The 12,909-nt window shown below is 42.7% G+C and carries 14 protein-coding genes; 12 read left to right on the top strand and 2 right to left on the bottom strand.

What is annotated here, in order from left to right:
* Window positions 1-2 precede the first annotated feature (2 nt).
* The 11 genes from trpD to AB6T38_RS03245 all read left to right on the top strand — a co-directional run bounded on the left by trpD (window position 3) and on the right by AB6T38_RS03245 (window position 8,779).
* Entirely contained in the window at window positions 3-1,031 is a 1,029-nt protein-coding gene (gene trpD, locus AB6T38_RS03295) for an anthranilate phosphoribosyltransferase (RefSeq protein WP_372545951.1), read from the top strand.
* Window positions 1,032-2,414 carry a bifunctional indole-3-glycerol-phosphate synthase TrpC/phosphoribosylanthranilate isomerase TrpF gene (trpCF, locus tag AB6T38_RS03290; protein WP_372545950.1) on the top strand — a complete coding sequence of 461 codons (1,383 nt, stop codon included), beginning with the start codon at window positions 1,032-1,034 and terminating at the stop codon, window positions 2,412-2,414.
* Between the two features lie 77 nt (window positions 2,415-2,491).
* The gene (gene trpB, locus AB6T38_RS03285) at window positions 2,492-3,673 is read left to right on the top strand and encodes a tryptophan synthase subunit beta (RefSeq protein ID WP_372545949.1); all 1,182 of its coding nucleotides are present in this window, start codon (window positions 2,492-2,494) and stop codon (window positions 3,671-3,673) included.
* On the top strand, window positions 3,670-4,476 hold the full coding sequence (trpA, locus tag AB6T38_RS03280; RefSeq protein WP_372545948.1) for a tryptophan synthase subunit alpha: 807 nt from the start codon (window positions 3,670-3,672) through the stop codon (window positions 4,474-4,476). The genes trpB and trpA overlap by 4 nt, the downstream gene beginning before the upstream one ends.
* Window positions 4,477-4,501: 25 nt before the next feature.
* Complete coding sequence (locus AB6T38_RS03275; RefSeq protein ID WP_372545947.1) at window positions 4,502-4,801, top strand: YciI family protein; 300 nt, start codon at window positions 4,502-4,504, stop codon at window positions 4,799-4,801.
* A 10-nt stretch (window positions 4,802-4,811) separates the two neighbouring features.
* Window positions 4,812-5,234 carry an alternative ribosome rescue aminoacyl-tRNA hydrolase ArfB gene (gene arfB, locus AB6T38_RS03270; RefSeq protein ID WP_372545946.1) on the top strand — a complete coding sequence of 141 codons (423 nt, stop codon included), beginning with the start codon at window positions 4,812-4,814 and terminating at the stop codon, window positions 5,232-5,234.
* A 167-nt stretch (window positions 5,235-5,401) separates the two neighbouring features.
* The gene (locus tag AB6T38_RS03265; RefSeq protein ID WP_372545945.1) at window positions 5,402-5,860 is read left to right on the top strand and encodes a hypothetical protein; all 459 of its coding nucleotides are present in this window, start codon (window positions 5,402-5,404) and stop codon (window positions 5,858-5,860) included.
* Between the two features lie 94 nt (window positions 5,861-5,954).
* Entirely contained in the window at window positions 5,955-6,461 is a 507-nt protein-coding gene (locus tag AB6T38_RS03260; RefSeq protein ID WP_372545944.1) for a glycine zipper 2TM domain-containing protein, read from the top strand.
* Between the two features lie 49 nt (window positions 6,462-6,510).
* Window positions 6,511-6,783 (top strand): PepSY domain-containing protein, encoded by a 273-nt coding sequence (locus tag AB6T38_RS03255; protein WP_372546044.1) that lies wholly within the window; start codon window positions 6,511-6,513, stop codon window positions 6,781-6,783.
* Entirely contained in the window at window positions 6,783-7,457 is a 675-nt protein-coding gene (locus tag AB6T38_RS03250; RefSeq protein ID WP_372545943.1) for a response regulator, read from the top strand. The genes AB6T38_RS03255 and AB6T38_RS03250 overlap by 1 nt, the downstream gene beginning before the upstream one ends.
* Window positions 7,454-8,779 (top strand): ATP-binding protein, encoded by a 1,326-nt coding sequence (locus AB6T38_RS03245; protein WP_372545942.1) that lies wholly within the window; start codon window positions 7,454-7,456, stop codon window positions 8,777-8,779. The genes AB6T38_RS03250 and AB6T38_RS03245 overlap by 4 nt, the downstream gene beginning before the upstream one ends.
* Here the strand turns inward: AB6T38_RS03245 and AB6T38_RS03240 are convergent.
* Complete coding sequence (locus tag AB6T38_RS03240; protein ID WP_372545941.1) at window positions 8,760-9,839, bottom strand: AI-2E family transporter; 1,080 nt, start codon at window positions 9,837-9,839, stop codon at window positions 8,760-8,762. The genes AB6T38_RS03245 and AB6T38_RS03240 overlap by 20 nt on opposite strands.
* Before the next feature lie 111 nt (window positions 9,840-9,950).
* On the opposite strand from AB6T38_RS03240, the gene folX reads away from it, so the two are divergent.
* Window positions 9,951-10,316 (top strand): dihydroneopterin triphosphate 2'-epimerase, encoded by a 366-nt coding sequence (gene folX, locus AB6T38_RS03235; protein ID WP_348493203.1) that lies wholly within the window; start codon window positions 9,951-9,953, stop codon window positions 10,314-10,316.
* A gap of 75 nt (window positions 10,317-10,391) precedes the next feature.
* Here the strand turns inward: folX and AB6T38_RS03230 are convergent, their stop codons facing one another.
* Window positions 10,392-12,908: an ABC transporter permease gene (locus tag AB6T38_RS03230; protein WP_372545940.1), complete on the bottom strand. Its 2,517-nt coding sequence runs from the start codon at window positions 12,906-12,908 to the stop codon at window positions 10,392-10,394.
* Window position 12,909: the final 1 nt, after the last annotated feature.

Here is a 12,909-nt window from a genome sequence, read left to right as displayed (position 1 = left end):
ACATGACTATCAATACTCTTTCCCATTTGGAATCGTTATACCTAGGTCAGGATTTATCACAGCAAGATTGCGAAGCCTTATTTTCAATGGTGGTGAAAGGTGAATTAAATGACATCGTCATCTCATCCATGTTAACTGCCCTGAAGATAAAAGGTGAAAAACCTGCGGAAATTGCAGGTGCAGCAGCGGCGTTAATCAATAATGCAGCGCCCTTCCCTCGTCCCGATTATCCCTTTGCAGATATTGTGGGAACCGGAGGAGATGGCCACAACACCATCAACATTTCCTCGGCAGCAGCCATAGTCGCCGCGAGTTGTGGTGTCAAAGTGGCAAAACATGGCAATCGCAGTGTCTCGAGCAAATCAGGTTCCGCTGACTTGTTTCGAGAATTTGGTATGGATCTCAGCATGAGTGCGCAAACAGCAAGAAACTGCCTAGATGAAGCAAATTTATGTTTCTTGTTTGCCCCCAATTACCATGCTGGAATTAAATTCGCGATGCCAGTCAGAACCACCTTAAAAACTCGGACTTTGTTTAATTTACTTGGCCCCTTAGCAAATCCTGGCAAACCAACTCATATGATGATTGGAGTGTACGCCCCAGAATGGGTAATGCCATTTGCTAAAACCTTAAAATTATTGGGTTACGAACACGCCCTTGTGGTCCATGGCAGTGGCTTAGACGAATTAGCTTTGCACGGTCCGTCGCAAGTAGCAGAGCTCAAAAATGGGGAAATTAATCAATATACGCTAACCCCAGCTGATTTTGGTCTGCAACAACACTCCCTGGAAAGTATTAAAGGCGGTGAGCCGGAAGAGAATAAGGCATTGATTGAAGCGGTATTAACTGGCAAGGGTCAGATTGCCCATCAATCGGCCGTTGCCATGAATGCGGGCGCACTGTTGAAATTAACCGGTTTAGCATCCACTTATGAACAAGGTGCGGAGATGGCAATCGAGGCCATGCAATCCAAACAGTCATTAAATACCATTTTAACGGCCGCCGAGATCAGTCAACAAGGAGTCCAGTAAGTGGCAAATGTACTAGAAAAAATAGTCGCCAATAAACGAGAAGAATTGGTGCAACGAAAATTAGATCTGCCACTGTCATCCTTTAAAGATTCGTTGACGCCTTCAGAACGCAGCTTTTATCAAGCCCTATCGAAACCGAATGCCGGTTATGTACTTGAATGCAAAAAAGCCTCTCCTTCAAAAGGGTTGATCCGAGACGATTTCAATCTCGATGAGATAATTGCCGCCTACGGCCCCTACGCTGCATGTATTTCAGTATTAACCGATGAAAAGTATTTTCAAGGTAAGTTTGAGTACCTAGAGTATGTCCGTGCGCGGGTCAGCCAACCAGTATTAAACAAAGATTTTTTTGTCGACCCTTATCAAATATATTTAGCTCGCCATCATAATGCTGATGCGGTATTGCTGATGTTATCGGTGCTCAATGATCAAGAATATGCTCAACTTGCTGCCCTAGCCGAACAATATCAACTCGATGTTCTAACCGAAGTCAGTAATGAGGAAGAAGTACATAGAGCCCTAGCCCTAGGCGCGAAAATCATTGGCATTAATAATCGTGATTTACGGGACCTAAGCACCAACTTAGCCACAACTGAACGTTTAGTCCCGCTGATTAAACAGAGTCAGCACCAATGTGTAGTAATATCTGAGTCGGGAATTTATACCACTAAAGATGTACGCAGACTTGCCCCACTAGTCGATGGCTTTTTGGTGGGCAGTTCTGTGATGGAAGAAGACGATGTTACCAACGCTGTTAAAAAGCTGGTTTATGGCGATGTCAAAATTTGCGGGATAACCAAGGTGGAAGATGCCCAAGTTATCGCCAGCAGTGGTGCAACCTTTGGTGGTTTAATTTTCGCTGAAAAATCCCCACGGGCTATCTCCCTTGAGCAAGCAAAGGCAATTGTAGAGGCTATCCCTTTCCATTATGTCGGGGTATTCGTAAATGAAAGCATCGACACTATTGTGGAATATGCCAATCAATTGAGTTTTGCTGCGGTACAATTGCACGGCGACGAGGATCAAACCTTTATTGATAACTTACGTACTCAATTGGACAGCAAATGTGAAATTTGGAAAGCATTTGGTGTGACTGATACTTTACCTGCGCTAGATTTAGCACAAGTCGATAGATTTTTACTTGATTGTAAAGTGGGCGAGCAATCTGGCGGCACGGGACAACAATTTGATTGGCAACTGTTATCCCAATTACCAGATAACAATAATGTGATGTTAGCTGGCGGGCTGAGTCCTCAAAACATTCAACAAGCCCGAGCAACTAAGGTTTTAGGGCTTGATGCTAACTCAAGGGTGGAAACTGCCCCAGGCATTAAAGATCAACAAAAGATTAGCCAATTATTTGAGCTATTGCGGCGCTATTAAAGTTTAATTCAACACCAGTTGAACACTAGCCCAAAGACAAATAATCGTTAAACAAATATTATAGATAAGAGAGCAACATGAATCACTTAGACAGTAAATTTGGCGAGTACGGGGGTATGTATGTACCAGAATTGCTCATACCCGCATTAGATCAACTCGAGCAAGCCTTTATCGACGCACAAAATGATCCTAGTTTTGTGGAAGAGTTTAATGGTCTGTTAAAAGACTATGCTGGTCGTCCAACCTCCATGACCTTGACCAAGAATTTGGTGAGTAATCCTAAGGTCAAACTGTACTTGAAGCGCGAAGACTTATTACACGGCGGAGCCCATAAAACCAATCAAGTGTTGGGACAAGCGATTTTAACTAAACGTATGGGCAAAACCGAAGTGATTGCGGAAACTGGCGCAGGTCAGCACGGCGTAGCTACGGCCTTAGCCTGTGCACTAATGGGCTTAAAAGCACGGATTTACATGGGTGCCAAAGACGTAGAACGTCAAGCCCCAAATGTGTTTCGTATGCGTTTAATGGGTGCAGAAGTCATTCCCGTAAATGCCGGTTCAGGTACCTTGAAGGATGCCGTTAATGAAGCCATGCGCGACTGGTCAGCCACTTACGACAAAGCCCATTATTTGCTCGGCACTGCTGCCGGACCTCACCCTTTCCCTACCATAGTACGTGAATTTCACCGTATGATTGGCGAAGAAACCCGTGCTCAAATTATGGAAAAAGAGGGTCGTTTACCCGATGCAGTAGTGGCTTGTGTTGGCGGTGGCTCCAATGCCATAGGTATGTTTGCTGATTTCATTGATGAGCCTAGTGTACGTTTAGTGGGTGTAGAGCCTGCTGGTAAAGGGATCCACACACCGGATCACGGCGCGGCCATCTGTACAGGTAGCAAAGGTGTATTACACGGTGCTTACAGCTATATCATGCAAGATAGCGACGGACAGATTGAAGAGTCCTATTCGGTTTCTGCAGGTTTAGATTACCCAGCAGTGGGTCCGCAACATGCTCATTTACATGATATTGGTCGCGCAGAGTACGCAGCTGTAACCGATGATGAAGCCTTAAATGCATTTCAATTGCTTGCCCGTAAAGAAGGGATTATTCCCGCCCTTGAGTCTTCCCATGCCCTCGCCCATGCCTTGAATATGGCAGATGAAGCAGAAGAGGAAACAATTATAGTGGTGAACCTATCTGGCCGAGGTGACAAAGATTTAGCCCACGTTTACAACATTTTGGGAGAACAAGAATGAGCCGTTATGACAACATGTTTGAACGCCTAAACAAGGATAATCAAGGATCCTTCGTCCCCTTCGTGATGTTAGGTGATCCAGACAAAGAAACCTCATTTAATATTATTAAGACCTTGGTAGAAAGTGGAGCCGACGCCCTAGAGTTAGGTATTCCTTACTCTGATCCTATTGCCGATGGTCCCACTATTCAAAAAGCAAGTATTCGTGCCCTAGACAATAAAATCACCCCAGCAGATTGTTTTGCTGTGATTAAACAAATTCGCGATATATTTCCAGAGATTCCCATTGGGCTGTTGTTATATAGCAACCTTGTGATCAAAAAAGGGTTACCTGAGTTTTATCAAGCGGCGAACGCTGCCGGTGTTGACTCCATTCTAATTGCAGATGTGCCTCTTCGCGAAGCACAACGATTTATCGACGTCGCTGAAGCCAACAATATCAATCAAATATTGATCGCGCCGCCCAATGCCAGTGATGAAACCCTTGCAGAGATTGGTCAAAAGTCCACGGGTTACACTTATTTACTCGGCCGAGCTGGTGTTACAGGGGCAGAAACGGCCGCCACTATTCCTGCCGATGAATTAATTGCTAAGCTAACTCAATATAAAGTAGCTCCGCCATTATTGGGCTTTGGCATATCAAAACCGGCACAAGTTACTGAAGCGATAAGCGCTGGCGCAGCTGGTGCCATTTCCGGTTCTGCCACGGTAAACATAATCGAACAAAACCTCGATAACCCGAGTAAAATGCTCGAACAACTGGCAAGCTTTGTCTCTGATATGAAAGCGGCTACCCATAAATAACTGATTTGATAAGAAGGATAATTCAATGTTGTATGTCATTTACGCTGAAGACGTAGCCAATAGTTTGCCATTGAGACTAAGCGTCCGCCCGGCCCATTTGGAAAGATTAGAGTCGCTCAAACAGCAAGGTCGTTTAGTGGTCGCAGGTCCTTGCCCGGCAATTGATAGCGCAACCCCAGGTGAAGCTGGATTTACCGGTTCAGTGATCATCGCTGAATTTGATAGTTTAAGCGCCGCACAACAGTGGGCTGATAACGACCCGTACATAGGTGCTGGAGTATTCAAAAGTGTAGTGGTTAAACCATTTTCACAAACATTACCCTAGGTAGCAAAACATGGCACGAATAGAGATAACAGAACACTTGAGCATATCAGACGATCAGTTTGATATGAGTGCTATTCGTGCCCAAGGTGCTGGCGGCCAAAATGTGAATAAAGTCTCCAGCGCCATCCACCTACGATTTGATGTTAACGCCTCTACTTTGCCCGAGTTTTACAAAACCAGCTTACTCAACAGCAAAGACAGCCGTATTACCAATGACGGTATTCTAGTTATCAAGGCGCAAAACTATCGTACTCAGGAACAAAACCGTGAAGATGCCATCACTCGATTAGTTGAGATTATTAAAAAAGCCGGTGAAAAACCCAAGCCTAGGCGCGCTACCAAACCCACCAAATCATCTCAAATTCGACGAGTGGAAAGTAAGAAAAAAGCTGGAAAAACCAAATCCCTGCGAAAAAAAGTCGACTTCGATTAAGAGGTTTACCCTAATCTTCCTCGCTTAGTTAACGATTCACATATACACACAATTACCACATCTAGTTGACGGAATGTCACCTTTAATTAAACAGTACCTCGTAAGGTTAGCCATTCAAGATTTTTAATTGCAAGCCGATATCCTGTGTAATAACGGGAGTTTAGCCAATGAAAAACACACACAAATTTACGCTTAAATTAATTAAAAGAGCTACTTTGCTTTGTGTGATCATGTTGAGCATTTCTGCCTGTAATCAATTGTTCTCGATGAAAATTGTACAATTTGCCGATAAAGATAGCTACCAAGCAGACCCTCAAACCTTGGAAACCGTGGATAGAACCTTCTACTCAGCTTTACATTTAGGTGATTGGCATTATCAAGGTTCGAACACCTCTTTTGGTGAAGTAAGAGCTTTTATTAAAATTCCTCAGAAACTGGATTTAGCCAAAAATGTGCAAGAGCAGTATTTACAGCAAATTATTTGTCCAGGTGAGGATAATCTAGATCTGTGGTACAAACTGAGAAATATGGATTTAGAAATACACATTTACACCAAAAATAAAAATAGTACGATTTCAGCTACCTGCGTAAATCCGTTACAGCAAGAGTCCATTCAATCAGTTTAACCCGGCCAACCTTAACTTACCGATAAGGTTCAGTTCAGTTATAGTTCAGTTAGTCTCGCCTATTATGATCCTAAGATTTCAAAGGAGAGACACAATGTTAAATCTAAAAAACATTTCAATCGCTACCTTATTGTTTGGTTTTTCAACGACTCAAGCCTTAGCCCATTATCATTATCATTATGCAAAAGTGATTAAAGTTGATCCTGTTTATCAATATACCGCGGTTAAACAGCCCGTGCAGCAGTGTTACCCAGTTCAACGAACGATCAGCTATAATAACTCTCACCAACGTGCTCAATCTACCATTGCTGGCGCGGTAATTGGCGGCGTGATCGGTAATGTAATCGGTGATAATCGCGGCAGCACAATAACAGGTGCGGTGATTGGTGGCGCAATTGGAAGTCAGGCCCAAGGGCCACAGTACAGTACTTCTGTCATTCAACATTGTGAGACTGTTTATCAAACATCAAAAAAAGTAAGAAAAATCAAAGGTTATAACGTAAAATATCGTTATCAAGGTGCAGCTTATGAAACCTTTATGCAGTCCCATCCTGGTAATACAGTGAAGGTCAAGGTTAAGGTTTCACCCAGAAGACATTAAACTTTTTGTTATTATTTAAACGCCAACGAGTCAGGAACCCATTTTGATTGTGCTCAGTAGACGTAAATTGATTTTGTTGTTGATGGCATTTGCCCTTAGCTTCGGCGGGCAAGTGTTAGCTCAAGAAAAATCAAACAGCAGCATTGATAAAGCCCAAGCCGCAGAAAAAGTGCTGAAGAAGGTTAGAGGCCGAGTATTGCGTGTTAACCAAAGCAAAAATACCTACAAGGTAAAAGTGTTACAAAAAACCGGACGTGTGGTCACGGTTGATGTCGATAAACGCTCAGGTAAAATAACCAAACAACGTAGTAGAGATAAATAATGCGCATTCTTGTAGTCGAAGATGATAGTAGGTTGTTAACCCAATTAGATCAGTTACTTCAGCAGCATGGTTATAGCGTAGATTTAGCCGATGATGGCGCTAAAGCCAGTTATTTGTTAGCTGAACACCCTTATGACTTAGCCATAGTAGATATAGGACTGCCTATTATCGATGGCTTTGATGTGATAAAAAATGCTCGTAAAAACAACGTCACCTGCCCGATTCTGATATTAACCGCGCGGGATCGTTGGCAAGAGAAGGTAGAGGGATTAGATGCTGGTGCTGATGATTACCTTACCAAACCTTTTCACAACGAAGAGCTCTTAGCTCGGGCAAAAGCTCTTATTCGTCGCTCATCAGGACAGGCTAACCCGTTAATTGAAAAAGGCCCCATAACCTTAGACACAACAGCTGAAGAAGTGACCGTAGATGGGCAATCTCTTGAACTCACTGCCTATGAATATAAGGTGCTAGAGTACCTTTTCTTGAATCCGCAAAAAGTAGTATCTAAAACTGAATTAACTGAACATATCTATGACCAAGATTTTGATTTAGATAGTAATGTTATTGAAGTGTTTGTAGGGCGACTGCGCAAAAAACTCGATCCGAAAAATGACTACAAGCCCATAGAAACCCTGCGCGGACGTGGTTACCGAATTAATCGAGAGCTATGATCCGATTATCCCTGCGCCTAAGAAGTTTTGCTGCAGCCCTGCTGGCATTGCTGCTTTTCATTCCCCTAGGCGCAATGACCCTAGAACAAGCCTATACGGATAGTTTGAGTCAATCTATGCTCGAACAACTGCGTATTCAAAGTCTCACTCTGATTTCTGAATTTGAAATGGTAGAGGCTGAGCCAGAAATGCCAGAACAGTTGTTTAACGATAAACTCAACATTCCAGGTTCTGGTTTATACGCATTTATTAAAATAAACGATGACATAGTATGGCAATCCTTATCCACTTTAAACTGGCCTGAACAACCTCGGTTAGATGCGCCTATTATCGGTAAAGAAATATTTTTAACTGATTTTGCTATGGGTAAAGATTATTTTTTGTACTCCTACACTGCTGAATTCGAAGGGGATGTCGACTTTGTACCAGTGAGTTTTTTCATCGTCCAAGATCAACTCACTTTTGAAAAAGAACGCGACGCTTTTTCAAATACGCTTTGGTATTGGCTCGGCTTTTTAGCTTTGTTACTTTTAATTGTGCTTATTGCCAGTTTGAACATGGCATTGAGTCCAATAAATACCTTAATTACGCAAATTAAAAAAACCGAAGAAGGCGATATTCAGCGATTACAACAAACTTATCCCCCTGAATTGGAAAAGCTAAAGCGTAGTATTAATCACCTACTGGATACCGAACAACAACAACGTAGTCGCTACAAAAATAGTCTTAGTGACCTTGCCCACAGCCTAAAAACACCTTTGGCCGTGCTGACCGGTAACCCTAACTTACCCCACTCTGCCAACGAGCCTCTTTCGCAAATAGACAATATTATTCAACGCCAATTGAAGCGCGCTGTTGCCGGTGCTGGCAGTGGTTGGGAACAAGGGATATGTGTATTGACCATAGTGCAAAAACTGCAGTCAGCGATGGCTAAAGTGCATGCGGATAAGCATTTAACCATCATCCTACAGGTTGATGAAAAATGCCAATTTAAAGGCGACCAAACGGATTTAATGGAATTACTTGGAAATTTAATGGATAACGCCTGCAAAGCCGCAAAATCCCAAGTCAAAGTAGCCGCACAGCAGAACAATAATCGTTTATTGATTACCGTAGAAGATGATGGTAAAGGTATTGAGCCTCAGCATCGTCAGGAGTTACTGCACCGAGGAAAACGCTTAGATAGCTATCAAGAAGGCCAAGGCATTGGTATGGCAGTGGTCAGCGATCTCATCACGGCTTACCACGGTAAGATGGAAATTACTGACTCCACTCTAGGTGGAGCCAGAATTGAAATGACCTTTACTCAGGCACCTGATTAACATCAGCCGATTCTTGTTCTTGTTGCTCTTCGGGAATATCTTCACTGTCTAACAAGACCGCAATCCAACGACTGTCCTCATTCGACTCTAGTGCTATTTTTACGATCATAGTGAGCGGCACAGACAATAGCATCCCTACCGTACCCAATAACCATCCCCAAAAAATCAATGATAAAAACACCACTAAGGTAGATAAACCCAGTCCTCTACCCAAAAATTTAGGCTCAACCACATTTCCCATCACAGTATTGGTGACCACATAACCAATAGCGGTAAGTCCAGCAATACCAGGGCCCAATTGCACAAACGCAAGAAGAACAGCTGGCACTGCGGCAATAATAGATCCTATATTTGGAATATAATTTAATAAAAATGCTAACACTGCCCACAACATAAAGTGGTCTAGTCCTAGGAAATACAACCAAAGACCAATCACGGTTCCCGTACCAATACTGACGATGGTTTTGATCACCAAATAATTTTTAACCGAGACTAAAAATTTGTCGATCTGCTGAATTTTCATAGATGGATCATCAAGGGCGATATGCACTTTTTTAGGCACAGAGTCGGCTTCAAATAACATAAACACAACGGTTAGAATGATCAGTAGAAAATTGGTTAATACACTACCAAAGCTAGTAAGTATATTGGTTGCCATACTCATGGCGATGCCCGGATCTAAATAAGAAACTAATAAATCACTATTAACTTCAATGCTAAACAAACTCTCAAGCCTAGTTGTTACCCAAACCAGCTCATCACTTAATTGTTGTTTGTATTGAGGAATATTTTCACGAAATTCGGCCATGGAGTTACCCACTAAACCTGCTAACATAAATCCAAATATCACAATTAATAGTATAACCAGGATGACCGATAACCACCGGGGTACCTTATATCTCGATGCCCAATGGATGATTGGATGACATGCCATCGCTATAAAAATTGATAATAAAAAAGGAACTACGATTGTGCTGGCAGCTTTAATTCCAGCTAAAATAACGACAACACAGGCTAACACGAGTATTGCTTTAATCGCAGTGGGCGACTTAGTTTCCATACAGATTCACATTGGATTATTTGATGTTGGCTGACAAACTAGCAGATAATAGCGCCATTGAAAACACAACGATTAGACAACATTTCGCGATTTTTAAGGAAGTAACAATAAATGAAGCTGAATCCAGCCACTATTAGAATTAAAAACCTTAGGTTACGCACTTACATTGGTATTAATGAAGATGAAATAGTGAACAAACAAGACGTTATCGTAAATGTGAAGATTCATTATAATGCCGAGCAAGCCACTGACTCAGACGATATGGAAGATGCGTTAAATTATAAAATCATTACTAAACGCATTATTAAGTTAGTCGAAGATAACCGTTTTTCTTTATTGGAAAAGCTAACCTCTGACGTTCTTGAAATTGCCGCCGAGCACCCTTGGGTGATTTACGCCGAAGCTGAAGTAGACAAGCCCCATGCTTTGCGATTTTCTGATTCTGTTTCCCTGTGTTTGTCCTGTACCAAAGAATAAAACCTGTTTTTCGTTATTCTGAATACTAAAAAAGGGCAAATTGCCCTTTTTTAGTTTGTGGTTTTAGATAATCGATTAAACCATCTTTCGCAATAATTGACTGGTATTCAACGCCAACAAGCGCCAACACCCAGCAGCCCCTAACAATCCTACCGTTATCGCACCAACAAGGGGGGCAATAATCCAGTATTCAAAATGCAACTTACCCTGCATTTCAAAAATTTGTGACTGCAATAGATACAGAGTGAGCTCATTGGCAAACGCCGCCATGAGACCCGCCACTGAGCCGATGATTAAGAACTCGTAAATCACGCTGGCACGTATTAAGCTACCTTTTGCCCCTAAGGTACGTAAAATCGCTAATTCTTGCTGTCGTTCGTCCATGCTAGCCTGAACTTGTGCGATTAATACCAAAGAACCGGCGATTAACACTAGAACTAAAATAAACTCAACGGCAACTGAGACCTGATCGACTATGTCCCGTAATTGATTAATTCTTGCATCCACATCAAATAGGGTGACACTGGAAAATGGCTGCATCAGTTGCGCAATCTTCGCCTTGTCATCGGTAGGAACATAAAAACTAGTTATGTAAGTGGGTAAATATTCTTGCATTGCTTCTGGTTGCAACACAAAAAAGAAATTAGGCTGCATGGTCTGCCAATTCACACTACGCAGGCTGGTTACGGTAACCGTAATCACCTCACTACCAATATTAAAGGTAAGCTTGTCATCTAACTTAATGTTTAACCTTGCCGCTAGTCGTTCTTCAACAGACACCCCATATTCGTCCCCGGTTTGCCATTCGTCTAACCATTTTCCAGCGACAATTTCATTTTCATTTTGAAGTGTGTTACTCCAAGTTAAGTTTGCCTCTCGACCCAAACCGTTACGACCACTATCTTGCTTGGCTTCATCTTCTTTAGTGATTTCGGTACGTATTTTTTCGTCATTAATAGATACAAACCTTGCCCGTACAACCGGATAAAACACATCCGTCTCAACCCCTAATTGGTTAAAATGTTGTTCCAATGCAGGCCGTTGTTGTTCGGTAATATTTGACATGAAATAGTTAGGCGTGCCTTGTGGTAACTGGTCGCGCCATTGTGAAACCATATCGTTACGCATAACCAAAACCACAAGTAACAGCATAATAGTCACCGAGAAACTAATTAACTGAACACTGTTATCCATAGCCCGTCTTTTAATTCTGGCCCAAGCTAATTGCCACGCTCCCATTTTACCCTGTCCGAGCTTTCGCCCCACAGCGATAAGACCATAGGTAATAGCCAATAATGCACAGACCAAAACAATACCTGAGACAAACAGGATTAAACTAATTTTCAAGTTCTGACTGTACGCCCACATCAACAATAAAATAGCAGAACCGGTGGCCGCAAACTGCAATACCCGTGAACTCATCCCCGCTCCGAGATCCCGTCTAAGAACTCGCAGTGGTGGCACCGAAAATAGTTTTAACAATGGGTACAGTGAAAATAAAACCGCACAAATCATTCCAGTGAAAACCGCAATAATTAAAGGTCGCCAGTGCCAGACGTCAATGGACACATTCACTTTATCGGCAATGGCTAACACCACCAGTTGTTGAATAATAAATCCAGCGACAGTGCCTAACACAATGCCTAACACAGTGATAAAAGATATTTGGTACAGATAAATTCGTTGTACCAATTGTTTACTGGCCCCTAGGGTTTTCATAATTGCCACAGGATCATAATGTCGTTGGCTGTAGCGCTGTGCAGCAACAGCAATGGACACAGCGGCTAAAACGATAGCCAACAAACTAGCCAGTAAAAAATACTGCTCGGCCCTACCCACAGAGCGACCAAGTTGCGAGTCATCATCTTCTACAGATTGCCAAGAATGAATTTCCCGATTTAATTGGGGTCGCAACCAATCATAATAATCATCTAAATCACTGCTATTGCCCACAAAAAAGTAGGTATAGTCAATTCTGCTGCCCGGGCCCGTTATATGAGTGGCAGCTAAGTCTTGAAGGCCAATGAGCACTTTGGGGTTTCCGCCAAAGACACTAAAGCCAGAATCGGGTACATCGGTTATCACCCGCGTTAAACTAAATTCTTTGTCTCCCACCTCAATTTTGTCACCGAGTTTTAAACCGAGTTTTTGTAATAACAGTGACTCAGCCCAGGCTTCTCCTGCGGCAGGTAATTCAGCGGTAAGCTCACCTAAGCCAAAGGCCTCTGTGGAAGTTTTTAACTCGCCTTTTAATGGATAACCATCAGCGGCGGCGCGCAGACTGGTTAAGGTCATTTGCTCGTTACCAAACACCATGGAGCGGGCATACACTTGTTGTGTGGTTTCTAAGCCTAACTCTTTAGCTTTCGCTATCCATGCTGGGTCAACCGGCTTATCCGACTCCAAACGTCGATCTGCGGCGATAAACTCGGCAGACTTTGCGGTTAGTGCACCTTGCAGACGCTCACTGAACAATGATAGAGACAATACTGCTGCAACAGACAAAATAATCGCAAACAGAATTATCGTCAGCTCGCCTCGCTTTGCTTCGTGCTTAAACAATCGCCAAGCTAAATTAAATCCATATTTCATG

Source organism: Aliiglaciecola sp. SL4 (assembly GCF_041538045.1).
GTDB lineage: Bacteria > Pseudomonadota > Gammaproteobacteria > Enterobacterales > Alteromonadaceae > Aliiglaciecola.
This window is presented reverse-complemented; position numbering and strand designations above follow the sequence as displayed.